At 36.0% G+C, this 14,710-nt stretch carries 16 protein-coding genes and 3 pseudogenes; 16 read left to right on the forward strand and 3 right to left on the reverse strand.

Translation table 11 applies throughout. The features are described from left to right. The 15 genes and pseudogenes from K5J94_RS02100 to K5J94_RS02165 all read left to right on the forward strand — a co-directional run bounded on the left by K5J94_RS02100 (position 1) and on the right by K5J94_RS02165 (position 10,216). Positions 1 to 522: a hypothetical protein gene (locus K5J94_RS02100; protein ID WP_221913333.1), complete on the forward strand. Its 522-nt coding sequence runs from the start codon at positions 1 to 3 to the stop codon at positions 520 to 522. Beyond that, positions 512 to 2,116: a phage resistance protein gene (locus K5J94_RS02105; protein ID WP_221913335.1), complete on the forward strand. Its 1,605-nt coding sequence runs from the start codon at positions 512 to 514 to the stop codon at positions 2,114 to 2,116. Before K5J94_RS02100 ends, K5J94_RS02105 begins: the two co-directional genes overlap by 11 nt. 306 nt (positions 2,117 to 2,422) lie before the next feature. Continuing rightward, positions 2,423 to 2,596 carry a DUF2758 domain-containing protein gene (locus K5J94_RS02110; protein ID WP_221913337.1) on the forward strand — a complete coding sequence of 58 codons (174 nt, stop codon included), beginning with the start codon at positions 2,423 to 2,425 and terminating at the stop codon, positions 2,594 to 2,596. Between the two features lie 6 nt (positions 2,597 to 2,602). Then, complete coding sequence (locus K5J94_RS02115) at positions 2,603 to 2,776, forward strand: hypothetical protein (RefSeq protein WP_221913338.1); 174 nt, start codon at positions 2,603 to 2,605, stop codon at positions 2,774 to 2,776. A 1-nt stretch (position 2,777) separates the two neighbouring features. Beyond that, positions 2,778 to 3,089 (forward strand): annotated as a pseudogene (locus tag K5J94_RS02120) (hypothetical protein); the annotation flags it as partial. A 7-nt stretch (positions 3,090 to 3,096) separates the two neighbouring features. Continuing rightward, the gene (locus tag K5J94_RS02125) at positions 3,097 to 3,912 is read left to right on the forward strand and encodes a hypothetical protein (RefSeq protein WP_231700363.1); all 816 of its coding nucleotides are present in this window, start codon (positions 3,097 to 3,099) and stop codon (positions 3,910 to 3,912) included. A 9-nt stretch (positions 3,913 to 3,921) separates the two neighbouring features. Beyond that, complete coding sequence (locus K5J94_RS02130; protein WP_221913342.1) at positions 3,922 to 4,170, forward strand: hypothetical protein; 249 nt, start codon at positions 3,922 to 3,924, stop codon at positions 4,168 to 4,170. An 83-nt stretch (positions 4,171 to 4,253) separates the two neighbouring features. Further along, a complete protein-coding gene (locus tag K5J94_RS02135; RefSeq protein WP_221913738.1) occupies positions 4,254 to 4,592 on the forward strand; it encodes a replication protein in 339 nt (112 codons plus the stop codon). Next, positions 4,582 to 4,830, forward strand: a complete 249-nt coding sequence (locus K5J94_RS02140; protein ID WP_231700364.1) for a hypothetical protein — start codon at positions 4,582 to 4,584, stop codon at positions 4,828 to 4,830. Before K5J94_RS02135 ends, K5J94_RS02140 begins: the two co-directional genes overlap by 11 nt. Positions 4,831 to 5,270: 440 nt before the next feature. Beyond that, positions 5,271 to 5,621: pseudogene (locus K5J94_RS09465) on the forward strand (DUF1492 domain-containing protein); the annotation flags it as partial. Continuing rightward, positions 5,608 to 5,987, forward strand: a pseudogene (locus K5J94_RS09470) (ArpU family phage packaging/lysis transcriptional regulator). The pseudogenes K5J94_RS09465 and K5J94_RS09470, both read left to right, overlap by 14 nt. A 57-nt stretch (positions 5,988 to 6,044) precedes the next feature. Further along, entirely contained in the window at positions 6,045 to 6,239 is a 195-nt protein-coding gene (locus tag K5J94_RS02150) for a hypothetical protein (RefSeq protein WP_221913346.1), read from the forward strand. Between the two features lie 311 nt (positions 6,240 to 6,550). Further along, positions 6,551 to 7,036 (forward strand): Panacea domain-containing protein, encoded by a 486-nt coding sequence (locus K5J94_RS02155; protein WP_221913348.1) that lies wholly within the window; start codon positions 6,551 to 6,553, stop codon positions 7,034 to 7,036. A gap of 5 nt (positions 7,037 to 7,041) precedes the next feature. Next, positions 7,042 to 7,581, forward strand: coding sequence for a hypothetical protein (locus K5J94_RS02160; protein ID WP_221913350.1), 540 nt, complete (start codon positions 7,042 to 7,044; stop codon positions 7,579 to 7,581). Positions 7,582 to 9,448: 1,867 nt separating this feature from the next. Next, positions 9,449 to 10,216 (forward strand): hypothetical protein, encoded by a 768-nt coding sequence (locus K5J94_RS02165; RefSeq protein ID WP_221913352.1) that lies wholly within the window; start codon positions 9,449 to 9,451, stop codon positions 10,214 to 10,216. Between the two features lie 150 nt (positions 10,217 to 10,366). Here K5J94_RS02165 and K5J94_RS02170 read toward each other — a convergent pair whose 3' ends face one another. The 3 genes from K5J94_RS02170 to K5J94_RS02180 form a co-directional block, all read right to left on the reverse strand. Further along, positions 10,367 to 10,543, reverse strand: coding sequence for a hypothetical protein (locus tag K5J94_RS02170; protein WP_159546069.1), 177 nt, complete (start codon positions 10,541 to 10,543; stop codon positions 10,367 to 10,369). A 231-nt stretch (positions 10,544 to 10,774) separates the two neighbouring features. Further along, complete coding sequence (locus K5J94_RS02175; RefSeq protein WP_159546067.1) at positions 10,775 to 11,317, reverse strand: TetR/AcrR family transcriptional regulator; 543 nt, start codon at positions 11,315 to 11,317, stop codon at positions 10,775 to 10,777. Positions 11,318 to 11,671: 354 nt separating this feature from the next. Next, positions 11,672 to 12,514, reverse strand: coding sequence for a DUF368 domain-containing protein (locus K5J94_RS02180; protein WP_221913354.1), 843 nt, complete (start codon positions 12,512 to 12,514; stop codon positions 11,672 to 11,674). Positions 12,515 to 12,937: 423 nt separating this feature from the next. On the opposite strand from K5J94_RS02180, the gene K5J94_RS02185 reads away from it, so the two are divergent. Next, a complete protein-coding gene (locus K5J94_RS02185; RefSeq protein WP_408022833.1) occupies positions 12,938 to 14,530 on the forward strand; it encodes a CHAP domain-containing protein in 1,593 nt (530 codons plus the stop codon). The last annotated feature ends 180 nt before the right edge of the window (positions 14,531 to 14,710 follow it).

The following is a 14,710-nucleotide window of genomic DNA, read 5'->3' on the forward strand; positions in this document are numbered from 1 at the left end:
GTGCATTATCTTGAAATCACATTAAAAAAAGATTGTCTAACAGTGTTTCCTTTTTTAAAAGATTATCCCACTGCAGCTTATCGAAAGAGAGATTATTTCAAGCTACTTTACTTTAAGCCTAAGGATCGCTTTTTGACAGAATTTAATTTATCAGGAATAAAAATTGGCATCAGCACTGCCCCTAATTTAGCTGGGTGGCAATTAATTAGAGATTTAAAGCCTAATTTAGCCACTGGAGAGCTGTTAGAAGTTATTGAAGACTTAGAGGTAAGTTATTTAGCTAGTCATCGTATGGCTTGTTATCTTCAAATAAAAGCCTATATAGAGCACTTATTAAGCTATGGTATCAGGACGCGCTATGATATGCAATATTTCACTAAATTATTATTCTGCCATGGTTATGATCAAGAGACTGTGATACAGATTTTTAGCAATTTAACTAAGAATCTAAAGTTGTCAAAAGAATTTATTCTATTGCAGTCTAAACTTTATCAAACACAGAAAGGAAAACATGAGTATTAAAGAACACATTGATAAATTAGTATCTATGGAATGGTCTGAAGCAATTTTTGGCCAGTCTAAAATGAAAGCAGATTATAAACGTCAGTTATCAAAGATTATTGAATTGGATTCATTAAATAATATACACCATAATGGAAAAACATACATCATTGCCAATCAAGAAGTGATGTATCTAAGCGAAAGTAAGGGGCAGACGCATAAGTTTATTGCAGGTAGTGTTAAAACAAAGTCTAAAGGCAAAGGAAAAGAGAAACAAGAATACCTTGCAGTAACCTTTGACCCTCACTTTCAACCCTTTGCTAAGTTAGTGGTGGATTATTTACTTGGACGATTTACCTTCTTTAATAACAAGTTATATGATGTCAATAATCGTCAAGCGCAAGTGTTAGATGATTTCACTATTCAATCTTTATATGGCTTTAAAAAGGATAATCCATTCATTTTAGAGATTTTACAAGGAATCCACCAAACCTTAAATATCCAACCAGCAAAACAACTTGAGGCTTATAAAATTTCTGGAAAAGATTTCATTATTGATCTTAAAGAACATAGGTTATATCGAACAAATCCCAGACCTGATAGTTCATTTTTTAAGTTTTATGATGTTGATTTTGACACCGCTCAACGAAGTGAGCAAAAGGCGGATAAGTTTCTAAAGTATGTTATTGCTGATACAGATAGCCTGCACAATGCAACGTTACAAGCTTACTATATTGCCCAAGTAGCATGTGGCTTAAAATCAAAACAAAACTTCTTCATCTCAAAATCTGGAGTGAGGACTGGTAAAGGCTTAAGACATATAGGACTTAGCGGTATCTTTAATAAAATCGATGTTGAGCTTGATTTATTAACCAAAGGTGGATTTGAAGCCAATAATGCTTGGGGGGCTTTTGCTGGCGGTGAAATGGCTCTAGCAACGGAACAGGGCGATATTGTAGGCGATAAAATGGAGCGTGTGCTTAAAATTATTGCTACTGAGAAGACTCATATTGCTAGAAGTATTGGTGGAAATTTAGGTCTTGTAAATCTTACCAGTGTGCTATGTATTGATACCAATAGGACTGTTGCGTTATCTGATGAAATGAATGGTAGAGCGGTATTGATTCAATACCAAGATAGACCCGAAGAAGAAACCGATTTAGAACGTGAAAAAAACTTTGAAGAATATTGGAAAGTCTTCACTGAAATGGATAAAAGCCCAAAAATAGAAGGAGTAATAGGTTTCTTACTCGTATCACTTGATTATTTTCAAAGAAACGGAATGAAGTTCGATTGGCGAGCAGTTGAAGTGGTGAATAATGATGATTTAGATGATTTTCAAATTTATCTGATTAACCGTCTTTCTGAAACAGATTTTGTCGAACGTGATTACATAGTTAAAGAATTGTATAAATCTACTTATGGGACGAATAATAACCAAGCTAGCCAAAAAATGCGGACAATAGGGGTTAAAAGTTATCGTAAGCAGACAACAGGTAGTCGTAAAATACCAGGTTACAAAATCGATAACATAAAACGATTCAACAAATTCTCAGGAGGTCAAAAGGAAAATACCAATATCTTTGATATGTTTGAAGATCTAAATTCACCATAACAAGACACAACCACCCATAACCCAGACAGTAGGGGTAGTGGGTGGTATAAATTCAGTAACGTCAAGCGATTAGGTGTAATCACCCATAACCACCCATAACTTTATAAGAGAAAAAATTATTTTTAGTAGGTATTTTACTTTGCACTGTACTATTCATTTATCTCATTTATTTTTCTATATAGAAAAGTGGTGGTTGGTGGTGGTTGGTGTCTATAAATGGCTTAAAAATGCGCCTTTAGCGTCTAATTTCACTTTTTAAGGGTGGTGGGTGGCACCCACCACTTTGAAGCAAAATAAGAGGAAAATATGAAAATAAAACTATTTTATCGAAAATACAAGGAATCACTAGATGACTTTGAACGTCGGGTAAACTTATTTACGGTGTCAGTATCGGTGATAGACGTCAAATTCCAAGAAGCAACTTATGGTCATTATGAGGACATGGATACATGCACAGGTCTATTAGTCTTATACAGGTAACTTAATATGAAACTTAAACTGCACACACGAGGTGGCAACGTTATAACAATACAAGGTGATCGTACCTTTTATGATGAGTTGGTCAAATACCTTCTATCTGGCAAGCAACCTAACTGGGTAGCGTGTCCTTCTGCCATCATCAATTTATCAGAAATTATAGCCATTACAAAGGAGAAATAACATGAGAACAATTTCAGACACACCAAAAACATTCACATTCCACTACACTTTTAAAGACTTTGACACCGCTCAAGTAGCCTGTCATGCAATTCTAGGGTATATGACTGGCACTTATGAGTAACCAGTGATTGAAGCGACTTATCACAATGATGATGAAGGCGGTCATGCTAATCAGTTAGTGTTAGAATATGCAGAGAACAGAAAGCTAAACAAAGTATTTAAACGTATCTGTGACAGCTTTAAGGACTATTATGATCAACCTGAGGAAATGGATGATATGGTTCAGGGAAATGAGTTAATCAAGGAAGTAGAGTAATAAGATGGCGGGATTTAAGAAAGGAAAAAACATGATGTATACACCACAAAACAAAACTTACGCAGATATTATGGCTAAAGTTGAAAAAGCTACTGATAATTGGGTAGCGAGCAAAAAAGCTTCAAGTCTTAAAGATGAGGTGGTTATCCCAGCTGAGGATATACAGGCCGAAAAAGAGCGCATTTTTATTGAGAAATACGGCAGTGCTTTATATGATTATAAGTTAGACTCTTATCGTCAAGAATTGGAAGATCTGAAATTTAAAGTTCGTGAACAAGTTGACCAATTCAATAACTTTGTAAAAGAGCTAGAACAAGATGACCGTTACACAGAGCGTGGTCAAATAGATTTATATCGTGTAGAACGCAAAAAAGTTGAAGAAAAACTTAGAGAGATTGGGGAAGCTCAACACAATCTTAATATCGATATCCAGAAAATTGAAGTTGAAGCTGCGCAAAACGCTTGGAAAAAACTAGAGCAAGAAATGACACCTAATTCAATTTCTCCTAGTGAGTTTCAGTATATTGAAATGTTAATGTCTCGCAATGACAGCGAAGAAATGCGCCAAAAGATTGCTAAGCAATTCCATTATCACATTGCTGTTTTAGACTACTTAAATGCTGATCGTCAGTTCGGTGAGCCAATCATTAAACATCCACTGGAAGAGGTTAAAAATCGCTCAGTTAATTATCTTCAGGTAGGAGATGTAAGGTTGCCAGAAATTTATGCAAGTAAATATTTAGTTGATTTGTTACGTAATTTTAAAGGGAAAATTTTCTTTGAAGGAGATTATGATAAGCCTAGAGGTTCAGTATCTTAGGGGGATTTTATGCATTTAGATTATATTAGGATGTATTTGAAAAAAGGGTATTTCATGGAACTAGAACATTTATTATTCAGAATCATAGCTCTCGGAGAGTATCCTGAGGATATGTACTTTTCTTCAAGGGTTCGTAAGGTTATTACAAAATTGGTTAATGACATACGACAGGAGTTAGATTCTGAGGGGCATCGTAGTGTTGAGGAATTGGAAGAAACCATCAGAACTGTGATTTTGGCCGCAGAACAAAAAGAATGACATTCTCAGTCAAAAACAAAACTAAACAAATAGAGGGGGTGGTTTTTATCGATAAGAGTTTAACGCCTAAACAAGAAAAGTTTATGGCTGCGATGGTGACTAGTAAAACCATTACGGAAGCAGCTGAGAGAGCAGGTATTGGTAGAGTAACAGCACATAAATACCTGAAAGATATTACATTCAAGAGGGCTTTCCGTCGCTATCGTAGCGAATTAATGCAACAGACGACAGCTTTATTGCAGAGTGCTAGCATTGAAGCTGTTGAAGTGTTACGTGAGATTATGCTAGATAAGTCTATTAGTCCGTATGCAAGGCAACAATCAGCACAGAGTGTCTTAAACGCTGCTTACAGAGCTCATGAATTAGATGATATTGTGGAAATGGTCGAAGAACTAGAAGCGAGGTTTGAAGATGACCAGTAGCCTAAAAAAACGAGTTGATAAGTTAAGGCGACTACATAGTTTAGATAACGCTTCTGGCGTTGTCTTTGTAGAGTATGAAGATGGCAAATATCAGATAAAGAAGCAAGATCATGCTCCTAAGTTCCTTGAAGCTAAGCTCATAGCGGAATTGGAAACTGAAGAAGAAGCAGAACGCTTTTTAAACACCATTCCAGATGGTTATATTATATTTTGGGATATTATTCCAGAGGATGACTGATGGTAAAGAAAAATAATATTTTAAAACGGTTAGAACATATTAATTAAAAACTTTGATGACATCTTCACTTCATGGGTTAGTGCGACTAATTACGCTTCAACAGTAGATGATACGCTTGATGTTCCCGATATTGTGGCATTTAGTCAGAATAAAGAAATTAGGGATAGGATAATAGCCATGGTGGAGTAGTAAGGATACTCCACCATTTTTTGGATAAGGTTCGTTTATAACTCCCATAAGACTAAAATGAAGTATGATTTTAGCGTTTTTATCTACCAAGTTGATATTTAATATTACTATTCTAAAAAGCGCTTAGAAATGATTTTAGAAGCTCAAAGCGAAATACTATAAAACGAACAAATAAACACAAAAAAGACGTCCACATGGAACGCCTTTCGATTAATAATTCGATAAATATATTATACCAAAAAGGAACTATCATGGGGGTTAAAGAAAAATTAAAAGAACTAAAGTCAATCTATGCCTTAATAGATCTATTTGAGGAACAAAGAGACAGGGATATTAAGCTCATGAATGCTTTTCAGTATCCTGGAGTCTTGGAAGGGATTGAAAAAGATATTGCCAAGCATCTTTTAGACTTGACCAAGAAACGAGATGAGAGATTGGCCATGATTGCTACTTTGCAAGATGACAAACAGATAGCTGTTATTAAAGCTAGATATGTGGATGCTTTGTCATGGGATGAGGTACCCGACCAGTTGGGTTGTTCAAGGAATACAGTATTCAAATTACACAGAGAGGCGCTAAAGGTATTAGATGAACAAGAAGAATGCCATCGTAAACTAAAAGAGTTCCATAGATGGCAACGTATCGCCAATAGCCTTGATTTGACCTATAACGAGCTTTACCAGTTTGATATAGATTATTACCATTCCACGCCCAGAAAACGCCTCGAAATAAGTCGCAAATGTGCTCTAGAAGAGCTGGATGCTATTAAACACGCCATCAATCAACTATCTAAGTCAGAATATAGGCAAATACTGATTGAATGTTACTTGCTTAGTGAAAACATATCTAATCAGGAACTTATGAAGAAACTGAATCGATCTGAAAGCTGGTACTACGAGACTAAGAAAAGGGCCTTGCTTGAGTTTGCGAGGTATTATAGGAATGGATGCTTGTTGTGGTATAATTAGTATTAAGATATGAAGTAGAAGAGAGGTATAACCCTCTTAGAAAGTGGGTGAATTAATATGATTACAAAATATTTTTTTATAAAAACTGAACACCCCAAAATTGTTAGATACTCTAATGGTTTAACAGAAGTTTATAACAGCGCAAAAGGCTGGGAAGAACAAGAAGCTTGGTATGATCGTTTATTCTTTAGTGATTTCAGTGATTTTGAAGAGGTAACAGAAAAAGAAGCTATAAAATATTTAAACAATTAAACAACAAAAGAGATTTAATGGGAACGATGTCAAGACCAAGTCAAGAAGTATTAACATTTTCTAAAATCATCCGTCGATGGATTGTAGGCGATGAAACTATTGGCGGAAAGAATAAGTGCTTTTTCTTTTCCTAAAATCGAAAAACTGCAAAAAATCCTCTTAAAATTATGATAGAATAGAACATTCAATAAAAACTATTGACAAAATGTTTAATTTATTATATAAATGGTATTTTTATGTTAAAATGTAATTGTATAGGAATATAAGTTCTTGTATTAGTAAACTCCTATATTGAAAAGGAGGAAGGAAACATGGAAAATAAATTAGAAGCAACTATCAAGTATTTAATTGATATAAAAAAAGTTCCAGAAATGACACCCAAAAAATTACAAAAAATGCTATTTTACTGTTTTTCTTGGCATCTTGCTTTAACAGCAGAAAATGATTCAGACGAAGAAATCAAAGCATCTAAATTGTTTAACTCTGATTTTGAAGCATGGGCGCACGGCCCAGTTATCCCTGAAGTTTACAATCGATATAAGAAAAATCGTTACTCAATTATTGATAATAGTGAAATTGAAATTAACATTGATAATGTATTAAACGATGATGAAATCGACACAATTAACCAAGTAATTGAAATTTATGGTGATTTTAACGGTAACAAACTAGAGCAACTTTCTCACTCTGAAGATCCATGGATGGAGGCAAGAGGAGATATAAAACCTCTTGATATTAGCACTGAAATAATTGATTGTAAAAAAATTTATAATTTTTATTCTTCACAACTTGTTTAACAAATATGGCAAAAAAGAATAAGAAAATTCCCAAAATTAAAAGCAAAAACAAACCTCAAATTCCAAATGTAAATGACAGAATAAATAATGATGAAAAAAGAGTTTATTTTTCTTTTGTCTATCCAAATTGGATAAAATCTTTTAAACACAATGACTTCACAACTTATTTAAAAGATGAGACAATGTTTGCAAAACAAATGACATTTTTATTTAATGAACTTATGCCAAAAGTTTCTGAAGGTTGGTTAAAATGTAGTAATACAACAGAATTCTATCATTGTCATAAAGTTAATAATACTCGTGTAATCGGAAAATATCAAAAAGCGATTAGGGTTATTCATCCCCAAATAAGTGTGGAGAGTTTAGAAATTTGGCAATTTGGATTTAAAGGCAACTCTATGAGATTAATTTGTCATAAAGTGTCAAACACTAATAATTTGATACCTTTACTTATAGATCATCATCATCTTGGTTACGAAAGTCAGTATTACAATCAAACCGATTACTCAGCGTTTTCATTTTGTCCTATAAATAATTACAATTAAAAGACACCCATTAAGGTGCCTTTTTTCTTGCTTACTGAACTCATTTTTTAATTCCTTTTTAGTTACCCTTTATGTTTTCCGTAGTGTAATTAGTTTACACTGTTATTAAAGAAACTAGGAGTGATAACTCACCTAGTTTACAGCTACTTTACACCACTAAAATCAAGTAAGATAACAAAATGCTTTAAGATAAGATTTGCACTAATGAAAAGCCTACAACAGTGGGCTTTTTGCTTTGGCTTAAATCGTTGTCTTCTGGGTTTGCTTACCTTTTTGTTGTGAAAAATGGGGAAAATTTGTTTAGCTTTGCTTTTAACTGAGTTAGAAAGCTTGTCAACTTAGTTGACAATGTTGTTTCAGTAATTTGGATGTTGCCGGCTAGCTATTTTAAACGTGATGAGGTAATATAGGATTGCTATTTTGTCGCTAATGCTGATTTGGTTTAATACCTGTAAAGGTAAATGGCTTTACTTGACACGTAAGGGTTAAGAGGTAAGCTCTTCATATAGCAATTTGCTATTCATCCAAAATAGGTTTCCTTGCTAAGACGAAGTTGTTCTAAGGAGTTAATATGGTTGATTTTCTTGCTAACTATCTTTTTATGTGACCTTTACAAGGTCTATAAGTTACTCTATGATTATTATTTGATAGTTATTTTACGATTTTATGGCTATGCTGATTTTAGCTAAGATAAGAGCTTACAGGTATTCGTAAACATCTTAGTTGTGGTGGTGTGTACTAATCCTACTAGTAGGTGATTGACTAGATGTCTGTTGAATACGAGTGTGGGCAGCTGAAGCTGCAAAGCTTAATTGACTTAACAGGAAACAAGGCGTGGCTGAAATGAAAGTTCAGGTTGCTTTTTTTGAACTCCTTGCTAGTGCAAACTGGTAATTTAGGTTAGAATAAAGAAAAGACCACCTGCCAGGCTTGTTCTAGAAGTTTAGCTAAGTCTCTCTTGTTGAAATTTGTTTAGAAGTATTATTAAATCTTAAAATAACTTTTTAGCTAGCAAATCAGCTAAGAATAATCTTTTGCTGTGAGAAAAGTGATGGAAAATGGAAATAGGATTATTTTGCCAGTTGGAAACAGTAGAATCTAGGAAGACTCTTTAAGTATGGCTGGCATGGGTTTTCCTGACATCACTGACTGTATAATGACGCTTAACCTTGTTAGCACTTAAAAGTAGCAAAAAAAGACTTTGTCTTTAATCTGAGTTTATACGGATAAAGTCTGGCAAGGCGTATTTAAGAATTTTTTCTTTCTAAGAGCGAGCAGAGGTAACAATCTGTTACGTTTTCTAAGGTTACTGATTTATCTGGCAGAAGCAGAGGCTAAGTACTGTTGTACAAAGGCAATGGGCTTTTAGGTACTAATGGGGATGTGTTTGTTTTTATAAATAGGAAAACATATAACATGCCAGGTTCATTTACTCAGTTGTTTCTTAGGTAAGAAGCTTGAGTTCATTTTTGAATTAGTGCTGAATCGATCTATTTATGAGATGCATATAGTCTTTTTTACCAAGGGCATTTGCTGCGATTAGCTATTAGCAAAATAGAAAGCAAGTAAGGCTATGCTTAGGCCTTTGTCCGGTGTTGTTTTGTCTATCAGTCAAAAATGTCATCTATGGACTATGATTAGAGGCTGGGACAAAAGTCCACAGCCTTAGTCACTTTTAACCAAGTTAAGCCATTGATACAGTGATTGTTTGTTTGAGCTTGCCTTTGTTAAGGTTAACACTTTTTTTCTGTTGTCTTTGTGCAAGCGGCTTGACAGCATCCTTTGTTATTCAATCACGTTTTGTGCCTTTTTTTCTGTCTATTTGATAAAGATTATCTGTCTAAAGATATAATGCAAGGAGTTATTTATGAAAAAACATAGTTTACACACGGCTGTCCTGCTGATGGTTTTTGGCTTAGCCTTGGCTTTAAATTATCTGTCGGTGACTGGTTTAATTACGCCTTATACCAGTAAAGAAATCTCTGACCGCTACCAAAGCTTATTGACTCCTGCTCCCTTAGCGTTTTCGATTTGGTCCTTGATTTACTTATTATTAACCCTTATTTTACTTTGGTGGCTTAAGACACAAGATGTTCAGCTTTTGCGCATTCAACATAGACTTTTTAGACCCTTGCTAGGTGCTTTAGCGACCAATATGCTATGGGTTATTCTGTTTAATAATAATTACCTAGGCCTCTCTGCTTTAGTTATCACCCTTTATTTTCTCTTTCTGCTTTGGATTATTCGAGAGGTGAAAGACGAGCAAAATTTTTGGTTAATTCGAGTAACTTTTGGTCTGCATGCGGGCTGGTTATTAGTAGCAAGTTTTATGAATTTTGCTGCTTGGTTTAGGAAACTTAGGATTAGTTATCCTTTATCTTTGACAACAATGGCCCTTTTGGTGTTAATTCTAGTTAGCTTACTTGCTTTTTGGTTGGTCTTTTATAGTCACAATCCTTCTGTTTTAGTAGCAGTTAGCTGGGGTTTTGTGATGATATGTAAAACACATGCGGCTGGTACTTTTCATGATTTATATCCTGTGGTGGAATATGCAGCTGGTGGCTTGGCCTTAGTGTTGTTTATTAGTTTTATCATCTTGCTAGCTTGGCCATTTTTCAAAAAGCTAAGTGCTTAAAATAAGCTAGATGGCGCTATAGGAATATGTGCTTGTGTAGTCAGTAATATAAGTCTGTTTATCTGTTAGAAAGGACTGCCCTTCTTGTGTTGACAAGGCAGTCCTTTTTTTAGTTTTATCTTTGAGGTTGGCTAATCTTGGACGACTTTTTTAAATAAATTTGATGATAATGATTTCTATTAAAATAAAGACAATAAAGCCGATGACAAACTGCAGAAAGCCACTGGAGATAGAATTTTCATTTCTGAAAAAGATGCCAGTGATGATGGTACTGAGCCCGCTCAGAATGAGGATAGCACTGAGGGCAAGAAAAAAATGTATTTTCATAAAAAGTGTCCTTAATCGTTATCTCCTATGCAGGATGTTTCCTAATATTGGATACAAGTGATTAACCAGTGTTATTATTTTATCTCTTTTTTTAATAAAAATATAGTATATATACTTAAAAAAAGAAGTCTTTAAACTTCTTAAAAAAATCTCTGTAATTTGAGGGTAACCCTTTCATCTTTTTCCTGTTTTTAAACGGATGGTCATTACCCAATATACGTCAACAGATCTCTAACGAGCTGACTTATCCAGCATTTTAAGGACAAAATTAGTCATTTCTCGTGGTGTTTCTTTTTTGCCTCGTGCAATCCATGTTTGACAGGTCCCAAAGAAGGCATAGGCTAAGTAAATGCTCTGATAGTCAATTTCAATTTTTGACATGCCAGCTGTACCTAAGCGGTCTTTCAATTCTGAACTCAAGAGAATGCGCACTTTATTAATAATAAAATTTTGTAGTTCTTTTGTACCATTGGCGGAAATCAAAGCTGATAGCAGTTGCTCTCGCTCCAGGAAGTGAAATACTTCTAAAAATGCCTGCTCACGGCTTTCATACTCACGCTCAAAGATATATTCTAGCTTATGAAAAAGCATCTGTTGATAAGAATCAATCATTTCATATTTATCTTTGTAGTGTGTGTAAAAGCTTGAACGACTGACACCGGCTGTTTTAGCTAATTCAATGGTGGTGATGTCATCAAAGCTTTCTTTGTTTAAAAGGAGAACCATTGCATCAAGTAGGGCTGTTTTTGTTGCTTCTTTTCGTTTATTTGTCATAATTTCTCTGTTACCATTTTTTAAAACACATTACGTTTATTTTTCTATTTTAGCACATTTTTATACACGGTGTCTATGTAATTGAATGGTTTTTAGAAAAATTATTTGAGTATTAGGTTATTTTTCTAAGAAATAAAGAAAAGTCAATACTTACTAAAACGGACAACATGTCTGAAAAAATCAAAATAAAAGCTGCTTCGCTCTTTCCTAGGGCTGCTTTTTTCGTGATTTATAATGTTGTGATAATGAGTGAGGCATGGTGAGAGAAGATGCGATGCTTGCTATTAGAGCTAGCTTATTTTTTATGGGATGCTAATGCATGAAGCTCAGCCAGTAGATAAAGGGTGTGATGGATTATTTGTACTTTGCCTCAAGGCGACTCATCCAGAGGCCAAGCCAGATTCCCAAAACAAAGAGAAGAAGAGCAAAGCACCAAGTCGCAAAACTACTGCCCTGGTAAGAGATGGATTCGGGGTTACCTGGGGTAGGGATTAAGATTAGTAGGGTGCTTGAGAGGACAATGCCTAGGATAAAGTGATAGACGCGGGAATGATGGTGCTTGAGCGCGTGATCCATGGCTTTGGAAAAGGTAAGGATAGCGATGATACCACCCAAAGCTATGGGTAAGAAGGTTCCTAGGAGGTCAAAGGATTTAAAACCTTGGAGCATGGGACTATAGAGCCCAAGGATCAGTAAAAGGTTTGAGGGACTAAGGCCAGGCACTAGGACACCAAGGGCAATAAGTATGCCAGCTAAAATGAAGCTAAAGAAGTTGGCTGAAAGGGTGCCAATGAAGTCATTGAGGTAGTAAAGAAAGAAGCCAGAAAGAAATAAGGTGCACCAGAACCAAAGGTGATCTTTAACATCGGGTTTAGCGTCTTTGGTGGCTTCTTTTAGTAAACTTGGCAGGGTGCCAATGATTGCTCCAGCGAAGCCCCAAAGAACGGGCACTTGAAAATGTTCTAGGAGGTACTCAACAGGATAGGAAAAAAGGGCAATTCCTAAGATGCCGCCAATCCCCACTGGTAAAAAGTATAAAATGTTGTCAATGAAGTGCATCCGCAAATGGGCTAAAAAGTTAATCAAACGCTCGTAGATGCCTAAAACGGCAGCTAATACGCCACCTGAAACACCGGGTAAAATAAAGCCTAGGGCAATAATCATGCCTTTGATGATACGTGTAATAAATGATCTCATGTGGTCCTCCTAAAGTCTAGACTATTTCCATTGTATCATATGCTTGGATATCCAAAAGGCTTACACATAAAAAACATACCACAGAAAACTTAAGCTTAGCTATGACAGATCTGACTGCTCGAAAAAGCTGATTATTTTTAAAAAAGAATGATAAAAAGAGATTTTAACGTGATGAGTGCTGATTTATAGATTCGCTTACTTTTTTATTCGAAAAATATTTGTTCTAGTAACGATTTTTTACCACACTTTTTAAAAATATAATAGATAACTGTCAATAAGTACAAGAATAGGGTTCCTAGGACCATTTTTTATTTCTTTAAAATACTTGATAAAGCAGATGGTAAAAGGGCTTAGCGTCTTTTGAATGATAGAAAAAATTGATAGACTTATAATAGGAAATAATATATACTAGATAGGGAAAAAATGAAACTAACCGTAACCAAGGAGATAGAGATTAACGTTTTGAAAAAAGAGAGATATATTGCTTTATTCATGTTGTTGGTACTGCTGGCTTCAAGCATGCAAACGCTTAGTGTTGCTGCTCAGGAAGTGCAAACGCCGAGTGCTCAGACAGTTACAACTGCTTCCAAAGACCCAGAAATAGCTCCCAAAGAGGCTGGCCATACTGAGTCAGCTAGCCAGTCAGCCCAAGCGACACTACCTTCAGAGATTTTGTCCATGAATTCAGCAACTAACACAACAGCACCCACTCAAACCAATTCAAGTAAAGACCTTCAAGAAGCATCAGAGGCATCACAAGCACCTGTAGCACCTAGTACTGCACCCGCAACTACTCCAAGTACCTCAACTCCTTCGAGTAGTTCTAGTGCAAAGCCTTCAACCACCGTCCCTAGTGCCACAGAACCTAAGCCAAGTCCAGCACCAAACGTTGGTACTAAGCCAAACCACGTAACACCTGTTCAACCTCAAGCACAGGTTCAAGCGCCTCTGCCTCAGTTCGCTAGCTCTGCTCCAGCAGCGCTTTTTGATGATAGTGACTTAGATATTATGGAGCTGCCTTCGGCAATTGCTAGCGCTTCTTATGTTAAGCATTGGTCTGGTAAGGACGCTTACACTCATAATCTCCTATCTCATCGTTATGGCATCAAAGCAGAGCAGTTAGATGGCTTTTTGCAATCAACTAAGATTGCCTATGATCAGAATCGGATTAATGGGAAGAAAATTCTAGAGTGGGAAAAGCTATCTGGACTTGATGCGCGAGCAATTATTGCAATTGCAATGGCTGAAAGCTCACTGGGAACTGCCGGTGTTGCTACAGAACCAGGTGCTAATATGTTTGGTTTTGGTGCTTTTGACCATAATCCAAGCAATGCCAGAAATTTCAATGATGAAAAAGCTGTCATCAGAATGACACAAGAAACCATTATCCAAAACCACAATACTAGTTTTGCCCTACAAGATAAAAAAGCAAAGCTCTTAGCAATAGGACAGCTCAATGTTTCCTTAGAAGGCTCGGTTTACTTCACAGATGCGAGTGGAACCGGAAAAGCTCGGGCGAAAATTATGGAAAGTGTTGACGAGTGGATTGACCAACACGGCGGTACGCCTGAGATTCCTAAGGAGCTCTTATTGCAGTCTAGCGCCAGCCTAGCAGCTGTTCCTGTCGGCTATAAACTTGCTAAGACCAACCATGTCTTAGATTATGTGGCCGGAACTTACCCATGGGGACAATGTACCTGGTATGTTTATAATCGGGCACAAGAGCTTGGTTACCGCTTTGGACCTTACATGGGAAATGGCGGTAGCTGGAAATATGCTGCTGGCTATGAAACGACTCATCAGCCTAAAGTTGGTTATGCCATTTCATTTAATCCAGGCCAAGCCGGCGCAGATCCAACCTTTGGCCATGTGGCTATCGTCGAAGACGTCAAAGAAGATGGTTCTATCCTTATTGCAGAGTCAAACTGTTTAGGCCTTGGAATGATTTCTTATCGGACCTTCACGGCTGGTCAAGCAGCTATGCTGACTTATGTAGTTGGCCAATCTATAAACTAACAAACCCTTGAGAGGGTATATCTAGAAGGTTCCCTTTTTGATTAGATGATATGACAAAGCACATTCTCCACCTGAGGTGTGCTTTTTTATTAGATTTGATAGGTGGAAAAATGTTACTAAAAAAGCAAACAAAAGTAGCCTTCCGATTAACGGGAAAACGACTTTGTTTGCTTTTTATAT

The organism is Streptococcus halichoeri (genome assembly GCF_019774635.1).
Taxonomy (GTDB): Bacteria; Bacillota; Bacilli; order Lactobacillales; family Streptococcaceae; genus Streptococcus; species Streptococcus halichoeri.

Excerpts from the sequence above, each read along its gene's own strand:
- K5J94_RS02175 (WP_159546067.1), bottom strand. The coding sequence starts at position 11,317 with ATGACAAATAAACGAAAAGAAGCAACAAAAACAGCCCTACTTGATGCA.
- K5J94_RS02180 (WP_221913354.1), bottom strand. The coding sequence starts at position 12,514 with ATGAGATCATTTATTACACGTATCATCAAAGGCATGATTATTGCCCTA.
- K5J94_RS02140 (WP_231700364.1), top strand. The coding sequence starts at position 4,582 with ATGACCAGTAGCCTAAAAAAACGAGTTGATAAGTTAAGGCGACTACAT.
- K5J94_RS02170 (WP_159546069.1), bottom strand. The coding sequence starts at position 10,543 with ATGAAAATACATTTTTTTCTTGCCCTCAGTGCTATCCTCATTCTGAGC.
- K5J94_RS02155 (WP_221913348.1), top strand. The coding sequence starts at position 6,551 with ATGGAAAATAAATTAGAAGCAACTATCAAGTATTTAATTGATATAAAA.
- K5J94_RS02115 (WP_221913338.1), top strand. The coding sequence starts at position 2,603 with ATGAAACTTAAACTGCACACACGAGGTGGCAACGTTATAACAATACAA.
- K5J94_RS02160 (WP_221913350.1), top strand. The coding sequence starts at position 7,042 with ATGGCAAAAAAGAATAAGAAAATTCCCAAAATTAAAAGCAAAAACAAA.
- K5J94_RS02105 (WP_221913335.1), top strand. The coding sequence starts at position 512 with ATGAGTATTAAAGAACACATTGATAAATTAGTATCTATGGAATGGTCT.
- K5J94_RS02110 (WP_221913337.1), top strand. The coding sequence starts at position 2,423 with ATGAAAATAAAACTATTTTATCGAAAATACAAGGAATCACTAGATGAC.
- K5J94_RS02150 (WP_221913346.1), top strand. The coding sequence starts at position 6,045 with ATGATTACAAAATATTTTTTTATAAAAACTGAACACCCCAAAATTGTT.
- K5J94_RS02185 (WP_408022833.1), top strand. The coding sequence starts at position 12,938 with ATGAAACTAACCGTAACCAAGGAGATAGAGATTAACGTTTTGAAAAAA.
- K5J94_RS02125 (WP_231700363.1), top strand. The coding sequence starts at position 3,097 with ATGGCGGGATTTAAGAAAGGAAAAAACATGATGTATACACCACAAAAC.
- K5J94_RS02165 (WP_221913352.1), top strand. The coding sequence starts at position 9,449 with ATGAAAAAACATAGTTTACACACGGCTGTCCTGCTGATGGTTTTTGGC.
- K5J94_RS02130 (WP_221913342.1), top strand. The coding sequence starts at position 3,922 with ATGCATTTAGATTATATTAGGATGTATTTGAAAAAAGGGTATTTCATG.
- K5J94_RS02135 (WP_221913738.1), top strand. The coding sequence starts at position 4,254 with ATGGCTGCGATGGTGACTAGTAAAACCATTACGGAAGCAGCTGAGAGA.